The following is an 18,454-nucleotide window of genomic DNA, read 5'->3' as shown; positions in this document are numbered from 1 at the left end:
CGATGGCTAGCAATGACTTATGCAAGAGATCTAATCTATCACTTTAATAATTAAAAAAACGCCTTCAATATGGAGGCGTTTTTTTATATGGATAGGGGTTTTAATAATCGAGTAGATGTTTGTGTGGTATTATTCCCAATAATTTAAATTTGGCTTTAAAATAGGCTAGCTCTATGACGCGCTCTTTTTATAACTTTAGCAAAAGAAAACTAAAGCTTGTTGACTATAAGTTGTCAAACGTATTAAAACTCCATTATAAGCTGAGTTATAGTGAATGTAGTGCATACAAAGAATGTAAAAACCCAGTTTTTAGAAAACTTAATAGCTGTGCTTTACATTGTCAAGATGAAGAAGTTGAAGTTAAATATATAGACCGTTATCTTAAGGAGTTTTGTGTATTTTTGATGGAATATTTGATTGAAAAAATAAGAAATGATAAATTTTATACTGTGAGCAAAGCTGGATCAGTTCTAACTGACTATCCTGATAGTGAGTTTGAGTATAAAAATATTATTTTTAATAATGAGTTGAAGGAAAGAATAGGTGGAATAAGTATTTCAGTTGAAAATATAATTTTCCCAAAAGTAAGTGATTTAGAAGATTTTATTCAAAATGCTAAAACGATAGTAAGATATTTAGGGAAAGTTAATTTCAAAAAATGTCAATTTAGTTTTTTATATTTTAATGGACCCAATAACTGCTATTATGAAAATTGTACATTTAATGAAGAGCTAAAAATACATCCATTTCCACAAATGAAAAATAAAGAGAACGAAGATAGTATTGAGTATAGATACATAGATTGTAATTTTGAAAAAAATATCTATCTATCGGCATCTATTTTTACTGATGAGATGAAATGTAACATGTTCTATCATTGTTTTTTTAATGAAAGCATAATTGTAAATAATTTAAAATTCAAAAAAACATTATTAAAGTTTCCTGATATCTTACAGGTTATAGAAAATAAAAAGCTAGTTGATATTAATTTTGATGGAAAGAAAGAGTTTGATAGAATTAAATGCTGCTATAAAATTAAAAATTTATCAATTATTGACTGTAGTTTCGAATCTGAATTTAAGTTAAATGGAATTAGCAAAGAGTACTATCAAAGTGTTGAAAATGCAGGATACGAAATTGAGAAGAGTATTTTTCATGTAAATAACCTAAGTATAATAGACAATAAATTTAAATCTAAGGTTGAAATTAAATATAGGACTGTGGAAAAATTAATATTTAATAACTCCAATGTGGACAAGGTTTTTGATACGTTTCAAAGTGTATTTATAGAAGCGAAATTCAGCAAGAGTATTTTTAATGATTTCGCTGGTTTTGAAGAAGTAGATTTTGGTGTAACAGGTAACGAGGATAACAAAGAAGATAAGCAGTTTTTAACTATATTTGAACATGTAACGTTTCTAGACTTCTCAAGTTTTAGAGGGGCTAACTTTAGGTCAGGTTTAGACTTTTCAAAAACCAATCTAAAAGATACGCCTAATTTTCTTAATGTTGATGTTAGCTTCACGAATACGACACGTGAGACTTTTAGGATCATTAAGAACTCTTTCGATGATGTAGGAAATAAACTTGAAGCAAATAAATTCTTTGCTGAGGAAATGGCAGTTTATAAAAAAGAGCTTGATGAGGATGGTGACAAATGGGACAGATTAGTCTATCGGGCGAACGAAGAAATTTCAGATTTTGGAAGAAGTTATATAAAGCCTAGTGTTTTACTATTCTTAAGCTTAATAATATATACGAGTTTGCTATCTATTCATGAATCATTTTTCGAAAACTATGATTATCTCTTACATCCTTGGGTTAACTGTTTGTCAATTCAAGCTAATGAAGTTGCAAAAAACCTATTACCTTTTAGTAAGTTTTTAGAGAAAAAGAGTGGTATTGAGTTTGTCAGCTTATTATTTTACATTTGGTTTGGCATACTGATCTGGCAAATTGTGGTAGCAGTTAAAAGACATACACAACGTTAAGGAACACCATGAACCATCTCACCGTCGGACAACGCGCGCCTTTAACCAACCTTGCCATTGACGATACCACGCCAATCACGCTGAAGTTTACCCGCCAAAGCCCGATAGAGATGGACGTCAGCTGTTTTGCCTTAGACGCAGAGGGCAAACTGATTAACGATGATTACATGGTGTTTTATAATCAGCCAACCTCTCCATGTGGGCAAATCAAGCTCACCCATTACGAGTCGCAGCCAACGGCGAGTAAAGGCATCCAAGCCGAGTTTGAAGTCAACTTATCCAAACTGACTACTAATATAGACAGCTTGTTTTTTGTATTATCAGCCGACACGCCGCTGAATCAAATTCAATCGCTAGAGATTGGCATTTGGCAGCAATCGCAAAAGGTACAGGCAGAGTATCACGCAGCAGACTTTGCCCAGCAGCAAGCCAGTATGTTGATGCAGCTTTATCGTAAGAGTGGCGTTTGGCGGGTATCCAACGTCGCGCAAGGCTTTAATGGTGGACTTGCCGCCATCGTGCAGCATTTTGGTGGTGATGTAGAAGATAGTAGCCCAAAAGTAGCAGACGTGACCGCAGCACCACTTCAAGCAAAACCATCGTTAGAGAAGGTTATACTAGACAAAGCACCAAAATTGGTCAATCTGGCTAAAAAAGCCACGATATCGCTTGAAAAACGCCAATTACAGCAATTAACGGCAAAAATTGCGTTGGTGTTAGATGCCTCAGGCTCAATGAACAGACAGTATAAACAAGGCCGCGTGCAAGAGGTGGTCAATCGTCTATTGCCATTGGCAGTGAGCTTCGATGATGACCAAGCGCTAGACTGCTGGGCGTTTGCCCGAGATCCACAGTATTTGGGCGAGATTGGGCTGAGCAACTATGACGATTTCATTGACAACGCTCATGGCGGCTGGCGCAAATGGGCGCTTGGCCCGCGTGTGAATAACGAAGCAGAAGTCATGAAAGCCGTGACGGAGTTCTATCAAAAGGACGGCTTAGATGTGCCTGTCTATGTTTTGTTTATCAGTGATGGCGGAGTGAATGACAATCGCGGTATCACGAGAGTCATGACGGAAGCGGCGAAACTGCCGATATTTTGGCAGTTCGTAGGCTTGGGTGGTCGTAGTTATGGCATCCTAAAAAAACTAGACGACATGGCAGGGCGCGTGATTGATAATTGCGACTTTTTTGAACTTGATGATTTGGATGATATCAGCGAAGAAGCTCTTTACGAGAGCATGTTAGAGGAATTCCCAAGCTGGTTAAAAGAAGCACGCGAGATAGGATTGATAGCGAAATAACTAAATTAGGATAGTATCTTCAACGATAAAACCGTTTATAGTCTAGACTGTGAGCGGTTTTTTATTACTAACAACTTAGCCAAAGGTTGTGAGCTCACTTACTCAACCACTAACCAAACATACCTATTGATAGCAAAAACCTCGTAAAAATAGCATTGTACCGTTTTGAGTGATATTGCATGCTTAGCTACCTTATAGGTAGGTAGCTCCATAAATGATTATCTGGTTTAAGACGTTAGCTGTCTAACCTTTATCGAATATTAGCCACTCCATATCATTCAATGACAGTATTTTTATGAGCCAACACAAAAAAGTCTTTTATTATCGACCCAAAACCAATCAGCATAACAGCCCAACGGTGCGTTGGACGTTTGTCATACTGGGCTGGCTATTTTTTGTATTAGGGATTATCGGTGTGTTACTGCCAGTCATGCCGACTGCGCCTTTTATATTACTGGCGGCAGGTTGCTGGGCGCGTAGTTCGCGGCGCTTTCATTTTTGGTTGATTAATCATAAATACTTTGGGAAATTTGTCCGCGATTGGGAAAATAATCATGCGGTGCCACTCTATGCTAAGTGGTTAGCGACAATAATGATGACTATTTCAACAACGATGTTATTTTTTAATATTCCCGCCGATATGATATGGATGGCATGGCTGGTAGCCGTGGTCTGTACTGGGGTAGCGGTCTATTTGTTCCGTTTGCCAAATGCCTAAAATGCGTTGATTTTCAGGTCAAAAATCGTAAGAAATAGGCTTTAGTTACATGAAAGCTAAGATAAGACTTGCGAAATCAGGATGTTCCCCCTATAATACGTCCAAGCTTAAGAGCAGTTCTGCACCAAATCATTACCTCGTAGTATTAGTTATAATCCTTCGTTTTAATATTTATCGTTCAGTAGCTATTTGCAAGCGTTATCGGTCACTAGGCCATTAATAAATTTAAAAGTAGGATTATATTATGTCAGACGTTCAAAAAGGTACAGTTAAGTGGTTCAACGAAGCTAAAGGCTTTGGTTTTATCGCTCCAGAAACTGGCGCAGACGTTTTTGCTCATTACAGCGAAATCACTGGTTCAGGCTTCAAAACTTTAGCTGAAGGCCAAGAAGTTGAGTTCACTGTAACTCAAGGTCAAAAAGGCCCACAAGCCCATAACATCGTTGCTATCTAATTTGTCTTTATAGACACTTAGAGCAAGATGAAAAAAAAGCGAACCTTCGGGTTCGTTTTTTTTCGTCTAAAATTTGGTGTAGATTACTTATAAAAAAGCCTACTTACTATGTTAATAGTCGTAGGCTTTGTTGATTCTGCATAAATTTATAGTGGGCAAGCTATCATAGGAATGAGCGTCTTATAAAAAACTGATACCTATATTGATTAGACCACCGCCAACGATCAGCCAAGCGAACATAATCGCCCCCAAGATAAGGGGTTTAACGCCAGCTTGTTTAATAGCGCCCAAATGCGTGGTTAGACCTAGCGCAAACATCGCCATGGTAAGCAGCACGTCGTCTAGCATCACCATACTACGCTCAAAGCTTGCGGTCATCGGCACCCAAGTGTGTAGTAAGACGATGGCAATAAATATAAAGGCAAACCAAGGCACTTTGACTTGTTGGACGCGATTTATAAACGATGGTTTTTTGCCATTGTCGCTGCTACCTTTGGTTAAGGCAAACGATAAAATAAGTAAAAAAGGGGCAAGCATCATGACGCGTATCATCTTGGTGACAACCGCTGTGTCACCCACTTCAGGACTGACGGCGTTACCAGCGACGACGACTTGCGCCACTTCATGAATGGTGGAACCCGTATAAATCCCGTACTGCTGAGCATTTAGCCAAGGTTGCAACCAACCAAGATGGTATAAAAATGGATAGAGCAGCATCGCAACCGTACCAAAGACCACCACTGTCGCCACGGCAATAGTGACTTTGTGTGCTTCCGCTTTGACCACTGGCTCAGCGGCAATCACTGCGGCGGCACCGCAAATGCTTGCGCCTGACCCAATTAATAGCGTCGTTTGTTTATCGACTTTTAACCATCGGGTACCTATCCAATAGGTGAGTAAAAAGGTCGATGTCAATACCAATGCATCGCTCATCACCGCAGACAGTCCGACACTTGATACTTGCGTCAGGGTCAGCTTAAAGCCATAAAACATGATGGCGAGGCGCAATATTTGACCTTTGGCAAATGCCACGCCGACACTTAAGCGCTCAGCAAGGTTAGGATAGACCGTATTGCCCAATACCATACCAAGGAGAATGGCTAAAGTGAGAGAAGACAAGCCGACGATACGTCCATTGGTCCATGTGTTGACACTAGTATTGAGCCATAAACAAAATAAGCTGCCAATCAGCACGACAATAAGCCCTGCTAAATGGCGGCTGCGCGGGAAATAATTATTTACTGATTGGGTCAAGGCGTACATGACTGACTGTCCTATTATGTATTATCTATAATCGAAATAAGCATAAGCTTATGAATAGACATTATAAGGCAGACCAATATATAATAAAAACAGATTAATTAGATAAAACCTATCGATTTTTTAGGTTAATAAAAGTCTTTGGGTTAAAAATATGGGTTTTTAGATAATAAAGGGTTTTTAAAATAACAGGTGGTTTTTAAGTTGTATCAATAAGATAGGGTGTCAGAGAAATTATGAAAAAAGCCATGCAGGTATTACCAAAGATTACCCTCAAGCAATTATCAGTGTTTGTCAGTATTTATCAAACGGGTAGTACCAGCCGTGCCAGTGAAGCGCTGTATTTATCGCAGTCGGCGGTCAGTAGTGCGCTGACAGAATTAGAAGCAAGGCTGCAGATGCCATTGTTTGAGCGCGTCGGGCGTAGGCTCAATCAGCACCCCAACGCCCATCCTATTTATATACAGGCACAAGCCATCTTGGGGCAGTCCTTAACTCTAGAGCATTATCATAAGCATCAAGCAGGGCAGATTCATATCGGTGCCAGTACCACGATCGGCAATTATGTGCTGCCGCCGCTGCTTGCCAAGCTATATGCGGCGCTACCCGACGCCCATATCGATATGTATATTGCCAATACTCAAGAAGTGGTCAGCGAAGTTGAGCAGTTAAATGTTGATATTGCGCTCGTAGAGGGTATGCCGCGCCCAACAGACATGAAGGTGATTGAGCAGCGTGCGTGGCGGACAGATACCTTGATGATCTTTACCAAGCGTGATAGCAAATGGTTGACAGACATGGCAGCGTATAACGATGCGGATAATTGCTACGAGCTTAGCATTGCACAACTGGCAAAGCTGCCGCTATTGGTACGAGAGGCAGGGTCAGGTACACGGCAAATTATCGACGAGCAGCTGCTGAAGCATTTGCCTGATGCGGAGATTGTGATGGCGATTCAGCAGTCGGAAGCTATTAAGCATATGGTGAGTGCAGATATTGGTCTTGGTTGTTTATCACAGCATGTCATTCAGGCAGAGCTGACAGCAGGAGCGCTGGCACAGGTGAAAGTCGCGGGCATCGATTTGTCACGAACTTGGTGGCTAGTGTGGCATAAAGCCCGCCATCAAAGCCCGATTTGGCAAAGCTTTATTGATATTTTGACAGAAGATTGATTTTTTTGGTAAATATAGAAGTATTGGTAAGAATGTTTACTATTTTAATCAGTAATAAAGAAGCGCACTGTCAGACAATGCGCTTTTTTTAATGAGCTTTTTTAATAGTTTTAACTAATTTGGAAACGACGTTAAGTCTTTTCTTAAACTACTTATTAACGGGTTTATCCAGTCTTACGACTAAGCTATCGCATGGGACGTTAGGCAAGATATTATCTGCCGTCGCGCCACTGAGCCACGCTGCGATACCATGGCGTTCGTGACGACCGATGACTAGTAAATCAACATCATGCTTGTGGCAATAGTTGACGATGCCTTCACTGTTAGAGATGGCAGTGGTCACTTCAGAATTCACCGCATGCAAGTCATTACGCTCCAAAAACTGTGCCAATTTGGCGCGCGCTTCCTGACAGCGTTCATCGTCAATCTCATCGTATAAGCTGGAGGCTGGCACCAGCTCATAGCCAAAGCCAACCATAGTATCTTTGACGATATGTAATACCGATAACTTAGCGTTAGGACGATTTTCGACGATACGTTTGGCCTTTTGGGCGACCACATCAGCATCGGACATTAAGTCGGTGACCAATAAAATATGTTCGTAACTCATAGCGGCTCCTTGTGACAGATGATTTTAACTATAGCACTACTGATGGCTGCTGTTAAGTAAGCTTTGAGTTCGCTTTGTGAAAATCCGACATTCTGCCATATTGGTCATCTTTATCACTAGAGTATCTTGACTTATGAAGGTACGAACCCCATCTAATTCCGTTAGGCAAATTCTTTTTAATTTATACCGGTGCATTGCTGTCATTTAAAATAATGCACGGGTACATGCCATTAAATTTGAATATTACTCATAGGTTAATCACAATAATACGCACAATATTTTTATATAAATATCATATAAAAAAGACCCTACGATAAGTATTACATACACTATTTATCTATTGTTTACTCCGATTTTATTTTATCGCCACTGGCTAGATTTAGTCACTAATCGCATATTATTCTAAATAAAATTAGAGCAATCCATAAGGAAAATTATGACCAACACGTTATCTACTACTGATCTAACTTTGCATCCTGCCTTTGAGCTGATTGAGCACCGCCATATCGATGCATTATCGATGGACGTATTGATAAGCCAACACGTCAAAACAGGCGCGATGCATTACCATTTGGCACATCCGAGTGACGAAAATGCCTTTTTGGTGGGCTTTCGAACTCAGCCAATGGATTCAAAAGGCGAAGCGCATATTTTAGAGCACGTGGCTTTATGTGGCTCTGAGAAGTTCCCCGTTCGTGACCCGTTTTTCTCCATGATTAAACGCTCATTAAACACGTTTATGAATGCGATGACCGCTGCCGATTGGACGGCGTATCCTTATGCGACGCAAAATAAAAACGACTACTTTAATTTGCTTGCCGTTTATTTGGATGCCTCGTTTTTTCCAAATATTCATCCGCTGGATTTTGCCCAAGAAGGCATTCGTGTAGAGTTAGACGAAAATGACAAGCCGCAATTTAAAGGCATCGTTTTTAATGAAATGAAAGGCGCAATGAGTGGTGAGATTGACCAGTTGTATCATACGGTCGCCCATCATTTATTCCCAACGACGACGTATCACTATAATTCGGGCGGCGATCCTGCCGATATTCCTGACTTGACCCATACTGAGCTGGTTGAATTTCATCAGAGCCATTATCATCCGTCAAACAGCGTGATTATGAGCTTTGGTAATATTCCAGTCGCTGAAACCCAAGCCAAAATCCATGAAGATGCCTTGATTCAGTTTGAAGCAGGTAAAAAACACGTCTCACGTCCTGAAAAACGCCTGTCTGCACCGATTAGTGCGGTTGATACTTATACGGCTGACGAAGCAGGGCCTGACCAAACGCATCATGTGATTGCATGGTTATTACCATCGATTACTGATCCGAAGCAGCGTTTAGCATTGCGTTTATTAGAAGGCGTGTTGGTTGAACATGCTGGCTCACCGTTACGTGCTTATTTGGATAGCCATCCACTTGGTAAAGCACCAAGTCCGCTACTAGGGCTGGATGACAGTCATTATGAAATGGTCTTTTATACCGGTCTGCGCGGTTCAAACCCTGAACACGCCGAAGCGGTAGAGCAGGGCATTATTGATTTGCTTAAAGAGGTCGCGAGCCAACCGATTGATGATGAAACGATTGAGACGATTCTGCATCAAATCGAGATTGATCAGCGCCATATTGGCGGCGATAGCATGCCCTATGGTCTAAATCTGATGCTAGAAGGCTTTAGCACTGCTATTCATGACGGTAATCCTATCGATGTCTGGGAAGTTGATGAGCATTTACAATGGCTGCGTGAACAAGTAAAAGATGCGCAATGGTTACCGAATTTAATCAAGACTCATTTGCTTGATAATCAGCATCGTGTGCGCGTCACAATGACGCCTGACAGCGAAAAAACTACCCGTTTGGCAGCAGCTGAGCAGACTCGTCTTGATACCATCGAGATGGATTTGACCGCTGATGATAAAGCTATCTTAAAACAACAAGCGCTTGATTTGGCCGCGCGCCAAGCAGCGCCTGATGATTTAAGTCTATTACCAAAAGTTGGTCTAGAAGATGTACCAACCGATATCAGCTTTAAGCAAGGCACGCAAAAGCAGATTAATTTGAGCGGCAAAGAAAGTACGTTATTTGAATATGAAGCGGGCACCAATGGCTTATATTATTATCAAATAATTGTACCGTTGACTGATGCGATTGGTAATGAGGATACAAGCGAGCTACCCGTTAATGAAGTCATTAATCATCCGCTATTGCCTATTTATTTAAGCTTATTATCAGAGCTCGGTACAGATTCTCTAAGTGCCCATGAAATGCAGGCCAAACAAGCGGCGCATTCATCAGGGGTGACGGCGCGTATCAGCCAACGTACCAATGTCGATGACAGCCAAGCGATTAGCAGCTACTTTGTGGTGGCAACGCGCGCGCTGAATCGTAAACCTGAAGCGATTGATTTGCTCAAAGAAGTCATGGAACACAGTATCTTTAGTGAGCATGATCGTATCAAAGAAATCTTGCAGCAGCGTCAAGCAGGTTGGCAATCAAACCTTGCTGGTTCAGGGCATTCTTATGCCATGCAAACCGCCAGCCGTGGTATGAGTCGTCAAGCGCAGTTAGAATATGTACGCAGTGGTCTGCCAGCATTGAACGCGCTAAAAGACTTCTTGACCCATGCCAGTAGCGATGATGCACAGTGGGATAAACTTGCAACCAGCTTGATGGACTTACATCAACGTTTAATCAGTTTACCTAAGCATGCCGTCATCATCTGTGAAGCGGAGCAAACTGAACGCTTAAGCAATTTAATCGTTGATAGCTGGAAAGACAGTCAAGCGCCAAAAATTGCAGCGCAGTTAAAAAATGCTGATGCAAGTATCGACGCCAATATTCCAAGCGAGTTTGCCGAATTGCAACTTGATACGGCGTTAAATGGTGATAAAGACGCGGTCGAAGCGCTAGAAAGTGATGTGGTGCTCGATGTTGAAGACTTGGCGTGGTTAGTGCCAACCAACGTCTATCATAATGCCAGTGCTTATACCGTGCCAGCGGCTGATCATCCTGATACGGCAGCCTTGATGGTATTAGCGCCTTATCTACGCAATGGTTATCTGCATAGCGCTATTCGTGAGCGCGGCGGTGCTTATGGCGGCGGTGCGGGCTACGATGCCAATGCCTGTGCCTTTAAGTTCTTTAGCTACCGTGACCCGCAGTGTGCTGAAACTTTTGCGCACTTCGATGCCAGTATCGAGTGGCTATTGAATGAGCCGCAAACGGACGAGCAGTTAGAAGAAGCCATCTTAGGTATTATCTCAGGTATGGATAAGCCAGGCTCTCCAGCAGGGGAGGCGGTTAAAGCCTGCTTTGCAGATTTGCATCATCGCGGTGTAGAGTGGCAGCGTAAAATGCGTGCCTCAATATTGGCTGTGACCGTGGCAGACTTGCAGCGCGTTGCTAAGCAATATCTACAAGGTCAAAAACACGTGCGGGCAGTACTCGCACCTTATGATAAAGAAGCAGCGGTAAAAGAGTTAGGCTTTAACGTTTGTAAAATTAAAAGCTAATCTTCTTCAAGTCTGCTGATTTAATTATTATAAAAAAACCGCCGCTTTCACTAAAACTGGAAGCGGCGGTTTTTATTGCTTGATAGTGTTTTTTACAGGTTTACTTTCTAATTAAGTAATTTGCCACCGCTTTATAAGCTGGTAGCGAGGTAGGGTCGATTTTACCGTTACTAGCATCCGGATATGACGCAAAACGAACGATGACCATATCGGCTGCTGGATCCACATAGACAGTTTGACCGTGGACGCCGCGTGCCGCATAAATGGGCGTGGGGTTATTAAATAACCACCACATGCTTGTGTAGCTGCCGTTAGTCAGCTGCTTATAATCGGCTTTCGCAAAAGCCTCTTTATCGCCACCCGCTTCGATATTATCAACGACCGCAGCTGGGAATAAGCGCTCACCATTAATCTCACCTTTATTGAGCATCAAGCTACCAATGCGTGCCATATCATGCAAACCTGCACTAAGACCGCCGCCAGCAAACGGCGTACCTTTAGCATCGACCGTCATATATGCGCTTTGTTCAGCACCGATTTTTTGCCAGATGCGTTCCGAGAGTAATTCATTCACCGCTTTACCAGTCGTACGCGAAATAATCCAACCTAGCGCGTCGCTATTGATGGTGCGATAGTTGAATGCTTCCCCATGTTCGCCGTTCTTCTTAACTGTTTGCAGGTACTCAAAGTAACCATTGGGTCCTTTATAATCTTTCGGTTTTGGTAATGGGCTTGCCGCTTCTGAATACTTCCAGATATCGGCATTAGGATCGGCATAGTCTTCGCTATAATCGAGCGCTGTGGTCATGTCCATGACTTGGCGTACGGTTGCATCACCAAAGCCACTGTTTTTGAGCTCTGGAATGATAGACGCCACCAAGGCTTTATCGTCAAGCTTACCTTCGGTCACGAGGATTTCTGCTAACAGCCCAGTCATTGATTTGGTCATCGACATCGCCGCATGATTGCCCAGCTCATTGAGGCAGCCGTTTTGGCGCTCGTATACCACCTTGCCATGATGCATGACCATAATGCCGTCAGTATAATTGGCATCCAGTGATTGCTTCCAAGTCATCGGGCGCTTACTGTTAGTAGGCATAAAGGTGATGGCATCGATGTTTTTGTCTAACGCATAGCTGAGCTTGGAAGGCGCGCCGATACCGCGACTGACGTCAGTAGTGGGCATCAATTCACGGATATGACAGACCGTCCAACGCAGCTTGGGAAAACTAAAAAAATTAGAGGAAGGTTGAGTAATCAGTTTATCGGCAGGCGGCGGAAAACCTTGCATCCAGCCAAGCGTTTGTGGGTCGGATTGTTTGGCGGTTAACCGTGCATCTTCCGCATGGCTGGTGATACTTATACTGGTTAGAGTCATGGCGATGGTCAGTGGTAATAGAGGTAAAGAGCGTTGCAATAAAGTCAGCATAATATTCTCGCAAGTCGGCTTAAACGATCAACTTCAGACAATAAAAAACCATTGATAAGTGGCTATATTCAAAACTTAGCATAAGACTTATCAATGGTTTTTACCAACCACTTTTGTAAAGCAGTCGATTTTTTATAAGGTTATTTTTTATATGCTTAGGGCTAGTAGCGCTTGATCGCTTGGTCTTTACCGATGATATCCTGATGAATAGGGAAATTTTCATGGTTATCGTATTGCTTGCGGTCAGCAAAGTAGCTTTTTAGGGTGCGACGTACCGCTTCAAAGGCAAGTTTGTCCCATGGAATGTCTTCTTCGGTAAATAACGCACAATCAAGACTTTCAGAGCCGATGCCATAAGCGCCGTCTTTTAGCTCAGTGATATAGATGCTATAGATTTGCCCGATATCAGGAATATCATATAAGCAATATAAATGCGGATTGATGACGACCGCTTCTGCTTCTTCAAAACTTTCACGAGCGGCCCCTTCTGCCATGGTTTCGCCATTTTCCATAAAGCCCGCTGGCAGTGTCCATAAGCCATACTGTGGCTCGATCGCGCGGCGACATAGCAGTACCCGATGCTTATGCACAACGAGTGAGCCACAAATCACTTTTGGATTTTCATAGTGAATATAGTGGCAATTGGGGCATACCAAGCGTGGGATATTATCCGTGGCTGGTATTTTGCGTTCCGCTTCATGACCGCATTGTAAACAATAGCGCATATCAACTGCCTTATTTAATGATAAATCTACATGATAAATAGAAATGAGAAAAAGGATTGTCATTCTTTGAAGAATTATGATTCTTATTTTATAAAATAGTATGACTTTAGCTTATCAGATGTTATGTGATCATAGCTGTTAATCCTAAGATAACACAAATTCTCATCACACTGGCAGTGATAATAACAAGCACACAGGTTTGCGCAACTGCTTACGGCTACGATTGCTATTAATGAATGCATCAGCAGGCAGAGCAGGACAGTCACATAAAGTATAAGCAGTCACGATAAGATTGCGCTAGGCTAGACTCACGCTAACTATTGAATGATAGCTTTACTTATAACGACAGTAATGGCTGCCGCGACTGGTGTTGTTCTAAGTAAGGGCAACCAGCAAAGCGCGCACATTTATCAGAGTAGGGAGTATTAAAAAATGCCACTTTACGTCGCCAAGCATGACGATGAATGAATGGAGGCCAGCATATAGATGCGATATGCGTAGCAATAACACTGGCGCAAGCGTTGTACACATTGCGAGAGATAAGCTCCACCATCCGATGCTTAATTCTAATAAAAATATAGGGCAATAATCATGTTACTTCCCCCGCAGTCGCTACGTTTTGATGAGTTTTCAGTCGCTGTGCCGGATTTTATTCGTTATCCCACTATTAGAACGCTGGCGGAACGGGTACAGCATGAGACCTTAAATGCCGTCACCAGTCCTGCGCTGTATGATGCTAGCACTTCTCGTAGCACTCGCATTCTAGATAGCTTGTATCAAACACCCATTGCCGATGCCTCGGTATTGGTTGCCATTACCCATGAACGCCATCCAAAACTGCTACTGACACGCCGCGCTGCGCACATGAACAGCCATGCTGGCGAGGTCTCTTGCGTTGGTGGTAAACATGACGCAGGCGACGGTAATAATGTCGTTACCGCTTTGCGTGAAGCCTGTGAAGAGACCGCACTACCACCTAATAAAGTCCAGCTAATTGGTCAATTGCCCATTCAAACCTCCAAAAGCGGTATGAGTGTGCGTCCTATTGTGGCGCTGATTGCGCCCGATTTATTATTAGTACCTGAGCTTGGCGAAATCTCGCGCATTTTTTGGGCAGATTTTGAAACCTTGCTGACTCAGCCTACTGTCGAGTATGCGGTAGAATATGCAATGCAAGATAAGATCGCGACCATTCTCACGCCTAGCTGGCAAGTGGATGGTGAGACGGTTTGGGGTCTGACAGGACGAGTCATTGCCAGCTTGTTAGAAACAGGCTTTGATCGCCAGCTTGAGTGGTATTATCGCATCCAAAATACGCGAAATTAATCCGTAAGGCGACTGACGTCTAATCCTTATTCATTTTTTTATTTACTAGGCTTTATTTATAATTCCTTACTTATAATATTCGTCGTTTTTCTTTAGCCACCAATTCATATTATCTTGGCGTTTGGCGCGGAAGGCTTCTAGTTTTTCGGCTATCGTTTGATTGTGTTGGCGTGCCGTATCAAGGGCAAAGAGAATCGGCACCGATGATAAGACGCCAAAGCGGATTTTTGATTTTGGCAAATCCAGCCCATCGCCGATATCATCGCCGACCAAGGTACGGGTCACGCTAGCATTGACCATCTCAACGAAACGCCCCCGCCGATTGTCTTCGCCCATCAGCTGACGCGGCAAATCATGCAGAGCTTTGGCTAATGGCTGTCCCATTTTAAAATCAAGCTGCTGAATTGATAAATAGGTATAGAGCCACTCCCAACAAGCGGTTTCATCTTTTGGCAGGCGATCTAAGTCAACGCCCATCCAATAGCTGGCAAGATTCCATAGATGCAGGATACCTTCTGCTTCTTCAGTGCTGATGCGTGCACCAAGCAGCCGTAAGCCGCGCATAATCAACAATGAAAACTGCAAATGAGTAGCAATCATATCGGTTTGGTTGATAGGAAGACCCCAATAGGCGGTATTCCAGCTGCCATCTGGGTTATGGTGTTGGTCGGCATTTGGTATGACGCCTTTAGCAGCATGGCCTTTACCTTTGAGCAAATTTTGCCGTACTAAAGTATGAATTTGCCGCACTTTGATCGATTGCCGCCAACCTTCAGAACCAATCGCCAATACTTGCTGGATAGGCTGATGGGTATTGCGTGCACTCGTATTCGACTTATGTAATAGTGGATGTTCAGAGACAGCTAGGATATAAGCGTAAGTACGCATCAGGCGCGGCAGGGCATCATGCATCAATGCACCTGTCTGAATGAGCGGCAGGGAGAGGGCAGGAATGCTGTAGCCTGCCATCAGGGCGACATTACGTAATAGCCAAATCAACATCAGTGGATAGCGCCGATAGGCAACCGCGCCGATTTGGGCGAGCTTGGGGTTGAACCAATCAGGATGACGGCTAAATTGTTCAGTCAAAGCGTTAAATGCAGGGTTATTTGCGAGGTCAGAGTCTAGGTTATTGCTGTTGTCGCTGATAATAACTTGCTGTAAAGGTTTTGCAAAACGAATGCTATCAGCGGCCAACGCATCTGCCAGTGAATCGCCAATATCGTAGCCCGTTACTATTTCATTTAATAAATCTTGCGAGATAACAAAATCTTTTGGCAGCAAATAACGTCTAATGCGCTTTAAGACTTGCAGGTCGCTATGGTCATCAATCGCGGTCGTCCGTCCGTGACGCTGATAAGGTTTTATTGAGGGTTGTTGGTGACTCAAAGTATCGGCCGTCTGTTTATCAGTTATGTTGATTGAATCCATATTTATCAAATGCCTTTTTACTAAATGCCTTTTTACTAAATGCTTTCTTACCAAATGCTTTCCTATTAGATCATTTCACAAAGCCAATAATATTAATAGTTATTTGACTGGTTTAGAGCTTCTAATTGTCTTTGCATGGTATTCATACGGCGCTTGGCTTTACGTAGCTCGTCGGCTAATGACAGCAATCGCGCGCGCGCTTCTTTTTCATTAGCAAAGTCTAGCATCGCCCCACTTTCTAGCTGATCAAATTCTTCTTGGTAGGCTTCTATTAGGCGCTTGTCTTCGTCTAGCTGACTGTCTAAGGTGTAATAGTCTAAGCCTTTTTGATTGGCAGTTTGCAATGTATTCGCCAAGGTTATTGGACAGACATTGTTGAGCTGACGTCCGCGTCGACCGACATTGTATGCATTACTGGTCGTGCAGTATTGCTTAAGCCCCAGCTGGCGACCGCGCTCCCATGCTAGATAGTTGGGGGCAACACTGGCCTTGGCACAGGCTTTGGCATGTGATGCGAGACGGTCTGATTGGTAACCTGCCACGCCATCATTATAGCCAATAGCCTGCCAGTCACCAATGAGGCACTCCTGCTTAGAGAGCGTGGCACAGCTTGATAGTAAAACAATGCTACCAAGGATAGCTAACATTAACGAAGGCCGCGGTGCAAACTGTCGCATGATTACCTTTTCCATGGCTATTGATGCAAGCCCGAACATAGCTGATGAAACATACTTTTAATCAATTATGTCCGGATATCAAAACTCGTGAACTATCAAATAATAAGCCACCGATAAGCTAAATCGCCTTTAAGTGGCTTGTTGTCCTATTAATGAGGGCGAGTCAGATCGACTGATGTGCCGCTTGCATTGTCTTTTAGGCTGACTTTAAGCATGAGATAACCGGCAATACCAGAGACGATTGAACCCATAATAATACCTAGGCGTTCATCGAATAAGGCTGTGTCACCAGCAAATGCCAAGCCGCCGATGAACAGACTCATGGTGAAACCAACACCACAAAGTAAGGCTGCACCGTAAATCTGCTTATAGTTCATGCCTCTTGGCATGGTTGAGATGCCAAGCTTAAATATCAACCAGCACATGAACATCACGCCCAGTTGCTTACCGATGAATAAACCGGCTGCAATACCAAGTGGTACTGAATGGAACAGCTCAGCGAAGCCTGCACCTTTGAGGGATATACCTGAGTTGGCAAACGCGAACAACGGCAAGATACCGAAGGCAACGGTATTGTGTAGATCGTGCTCTAGCTCTTCTAGTGGTGAATGCTCAGGATCAGTACGATCAAACATAGGAATAAATAGGGCTAAGACCACCCCAGCCAAGGTGGCATGGATGCCAGATTTGAGTACCGCAATCCACATGATTACACCGATTAGCAGATAAGGCGTGATGCTGGTGACGTTGCGACGATTAAGAAGGTATAGAAAGGGTAGGCATAGACCTGCCACTGCTAATGACTCTAATGACAAATCACTGGTATAAAATAAAGCAATGATTAAAATTGCGCCAATATCATCAAAAATCGCAATCGATACTAAAAATACTTTTAAGGAGTTGGGAACGCGGTTGCCTAACAAGCTCAAAATACCTAGGGCAAAAGCAATATCAGTCGCGGCTGGAATCGCCCAACCTTTCCAAAACTCAGGCTCGTTATAGTTAAAGAGCAGATAAACAATCGCTGGCATGATCATGCCACCGAGTGCCGCACCAGCTGGCAGGATGATTTGCTTGACGTTAGACAGCTCGCCGATTAAGACTTCACGTTTTAGCTCAAGTCCCACTAAGAAAAAGAAAATCGCCATCAAACCGTCATTGATCCAGTGATGAGCGTCTTTAGCGATAGCGAACTCACCGATTTGAATGGCAACGGGTGCGTGAATAAAGCCTTCATACCACACATTAAGAGGGGAGTTGGCAATAATCATTGCAGCAATGGCAGCCAATGCTAAGACGATACCGCCCGCTGCCTCAAATTCAAAAAATGCTTTAATCCTGCGTATTGCCATATCATCCTCATTTGCTAAATACAATTTACTAAACACGAATTATAAAATAATCCAATAACCTCAAATAATCTATGTCACGACTCATAAAGACATGATAGAAAGCAACAGTTTCTCATACTCTTATTGATATAGACAACAAAATACGTCAACCAAAAGTTATAAGTGCCGCTTGTCACCTCAATAATAGCGATATTATAAAGTCGATAGAACAGACAAAAGCGTGATAACTCATTAAATATTTTTAATCGATCACTGCTTATTTTAGAGGCTTATTGAGCCTTTAGACAAATCTAGCAGACTTTTTTACGTTTTTGGCTTTTTTTAGCGTTTTATCTTTATAATGAGCAGCATTTTGTGATGTTATGTCACAGCTTTGATACATATCAGCAGTACTACTACTATTGGCTAATAAATAGCAAAGTTGGTAGCAATACTGATAGTGATAATTTATTCTCAGTTCCTACAGCCAGTTTTTAGGACTTTCTTATTTT

General features: G+C 42.6%; 14 protein-coding genes. 7 read left to right on the top strand and 7 right to left on the bottom strand.

The genetic code is table 11. From position 1 onward, the window contains the following. The first annotated feature begins 173 nt into the window (after positions 1 to 173). From ACP69U_RS06745 to ACP69U_RS06730, 4 genes are all read left to right on the top strand, one after another. On the top strand, positions 174 to 1,991 hold the full coding sequence (locus ACP69U_RS06745) for a hypothetical protein (protein WP_426138176.1): 1,818 nt from the start codon (positions 174 to 176) through the stop codon (positions 1,989 to 1,991). Positions 1,992 to 1,999: 8 nt separating this feature from the next. After that, positions 2,000 to 3,295, top strand: coding sequence for a VWA domain-containing protein (locus ACP69U_RS06740; protein WP_426138175.1), 1,296 nt, complete (start codon positions 2,000 to 2,002; stop codon positions 3,293 to 3,295). 295 nt (positions 3,296 to 3,590) lie between these two features. Next, a complete protein-coding gene (locus tag ACP69U_RS06735) occupies positions 3,591 to 4,013 on the top strand; it encodes a YbaN family protein (protein ID WP_201600785.1) in 423 nt (140 codons plus the stop codon). 244 nt (positions 4,014 to 4,257) lie between these two features. After that, positions 4,258 to 4,467, top strand: coding sequence for a cold-shock protein (locus tag ACP69U_RS06730; RefSeq protein WP_045453470.1), 210 nt, complete (start codon positions 4,258 to 4,260; stop codon positions 4,465 to 4,467). A gap of 180 nt (positions 4,468 to 4,647) precedes the next feature. Here the strand turns inward: ACP69U_RS06730 and ACP69U_RS06725 are convergent, their stop codons facing one another. After that, positions 4,648 to 5,730: a YeiH family protein gene (locus ACP69U_RS06725; protein ID WP_426138174.1), complete on the bottom strand. Its 1,083-nt coding sequence runs from the start codon at positions 5,728 to 5,730 to the stop codon at positions 4,648 to 4,650. Between the two features lie 233 nt (positions 5,731 to 5,963). On the opposite strand from ACP69U_RS06725, the gene ACP69U_RS06720 reads away from it, so the two are divergent. Beyond that, positions 5,964 to 6,899, top strand: a complete 936-nt coding sequence (locus tag ACP69U_RS06720; protein WP_426138173.1) for a LysR substrate-binding domain-containing protein — start codon at positions 5,964 to 5,966, stop codon at positions 6,897 to 6,899. Between the two features lie 148 nt (positions 6,900 to 7,047). Here ACP69U_RS06720 and ACP69U_RS06715 read toward each other — a convergent pair whose 3' ends face one another. Then, entirely contained in the window at positions 7,048 to 7,509 is a 462-nt protein-coding gene (locus ACP69U_RS06715) for a universal stress protein (RefSeq protein ID WP_045453475.1), read from the bottom strand. Positions 7,510 to 7,945: 436 nt separating this feature from the next. Between ACP69U_RS06715 and ACP69U_RS06710 the strand changes: the two genes are divergently transcribed. Then, positions 7,946 to 11,023, top strand: coding sequence for an insulinase family protein (locus tag ACP69U_RS06710; protein ID WP_426138172.1), 3,078 nt, complete (start codon positions 7,946 to 7,948; stop codon positions 11,021 to 11,023). 100 nt (positions 11,024 to 11,123) lie between these two features. Here the strand turns inward: ACP69U_RS06710 and ACP69U_RS06705 are convergent, their stop codons facing one another. Beyond that, a complete protein-coding gene (locus tag ACP69U_RS06705; protein WP_426138171.1) occupies positions 11,124 to 12,452 on the bottom strand; it encodes a serine hydrolase in 1,329 nt (442 codons plus the stop codon). A 161-nt stretch (positions 12,453 to 12,613) separates the two neighbouring features. Next, the gene (locus tag ACP69U_RS06700) at positions 12,614 to 13,177 is read right to left on the bottom strand and encodes an NUDIX hydrolase (RefSeq protein WP_045453478.1); all 564 of its coding nucleotides are present in this window, start codon (positions 13,175 to 13,177) and stop codon (positions 12,614 to 12,616) included. Positions 13,178 to 13,768: 591 nt separating this feature from the next. On the opposite strand from ACP69U_RS06700, the gene ACP69U_RS06695 reads away from it, so the two are divergent. Beyond that, positions 13,769 to 14,503: an NUDIX hydrolase gene (locus ACP69U_RS06695; RefSeq protein ID WP_055124790.1), complete on the top strand. Its 735-nt coding sequence runs from the start codon at positions 13,769 to 13,771 to the stop codon at positions 14,501 to 14,503. A 66-nt stretch (positions 14,504 to 14,569) separates the two neighbouring features. Here ACP69U_RS06695 and ACP69U_RS06690 read toward each other — a convergent pair whose 3' ends face one another. The 3 genes from ACP69U_RS06690 to nhaA all read right to left on the bottom strand — a co-directional run bounded on the left by ACP69U_RS06690 (position 14,570) and on the right by nhaA (position 17,963). Next, a complete protein-coding gene (locus ACP69U_RS06690) occupies positions 14,570 to 15,934 on the bottom strand; it encodes an oxygenase MpaB family protein (RefSeq protein WP_314886081.1) in 1,365 nt (454 codons plus the stop codon). A gap of 92 nt (positions 15,935 to 16,026) precedes the next feature. After that, positions 16,027 to 16,611, bottom strand: a complete 585-nt coding sequence (locus tag ACP69U_RS06685; protein ID WP_314886083.1) for a DUF2799 domain-containing protein — start codon at positions 16,609 to 16,611, stop codon at positions 16,027 to 16,029. A 149-nt stretch (positions 16,612 to 16,760) separates the two neighbouring features. Then, complete coding sequence (gene nhaA, locus ACP69U_RS06680; protein WP_087813539.1) at positions 16,761 to 17,963, bottom strand: Na+/H+ antiporter NhaA; 1,203 nt, start codon at positions 17,961 to 17,963, stop codon at positions 16,761 to 16,763. Positions 17,964 to 18,454: the final 491 nt, after the last annotated feature.

The organism is Psychrobacter sp. TWR1-1-1, assembly GCF_049895865.1.
Taxonomy (GTDB): domain Bacteria; phylum Pseudomonadota; class Gammaproteobacteria; order Pseudomonadales; family Moraxellaceae; genus Psychrobacter; species Psychrobacter immobilis_A.
Note: the sequence above shows the minus strand (reverse complement) of the source record. Positions and strands in the feature narration are given on the sequence as shown.

Coding starts and splice junctions, on each gene's coding strand:
- ACP69U_RS06705 (WP_426138171.1), bottom strand. CDS start 12,452: ATGCTGACTTTATTGCAACGCTCTTTACCTCTATTACCACTGACCATC.
- ACP69U_RS06745 (WP_426138176.1), top strand. CDS start 174: ATGACGCGCTCTTTTTATAACTTTAGCAAAAGAAAACTAAAGCTTGTT.
- ACP69U_RS06730 (WP_045453470.1), top strand. CDS start 4,258: ATGTCAGACGTTCAAAAAGGTACAGTTAAGTGGTTCAACGAAGCTAAA.
- ACP69U_RS06715 (WP_045453475.1), bottom strand. CDS start 7,509: ATGAGTTACGAACATATTTTATTGGTCACCGACTTAATGTCCGATGCT.
- ACP69U_RS06720 (WP_426138173.1), top strand. CDS start 5,964: ATGAAAAAAGCCATGCAGGTATTACCAAAGATTACCCTCAAGCAATTA.
- ACP69U_RS06740 (WP_426138175.1), top strand. CDS start 2,000: ATGAACCATCTCACCGTCGGACAACGCGCGCCTTTAACCAACCTTGCC.
- ACP69U_RS06700 (WP_045453478.1), bottom strand. CDS start 13,177: ATGCGCTATTGTTTACAATGCGGTCATGAAGCGGAACGCAAAATACCA.
- nhaA (WP_087813539.1), bottom strand. CDS start 17,963: ATGGCAATACGCAGGATTAAAGCATTTTTTGAATTTGAGGCAGCGGGC.
- ACP69U_RS06735 (WP_201600785.1), top strand. CDS start 3,591: ATGAGCCAACACAAAAAAGTCTTTTATTATCGACCCAAAACCAATCAG.
- ACP69U_RS06685 (WP_314886083.1), bottom strand. CDS start 16,611: ATGCGACAGTTTGCACCGCGGCCTTCGTTAATGTTAGCTATCCTTGGT.
- ACP69U_RS06690 (WP_314886081.1), bottom strand. CDS start 15,934: ATGGATTCAATCAACATAACTGATAAACAGACGGCCGATACTTTGAGT.
- ACP69U_RS06695 (WP_055124790.1), top strand. CDS start 13,769: ATGTTACTTCCCCCGCAGTCGCTACGTTTTGATGAGTTTTCAGTCGCT.
- ACP69U_RS06710 (WP_426138172.1), top strand. CDS start 7,946: ATGACCAACACGTTATCTACTACTGATCTAACTTTGCATCCTGCCTTT.
- ACP69U_RS06725 (WP_426138174.1), bottom strand. CDS start 5,730: ATGTACGCCTTGACCCAATCAGTAAATAATTATTTCCCGCGCAGCCGC.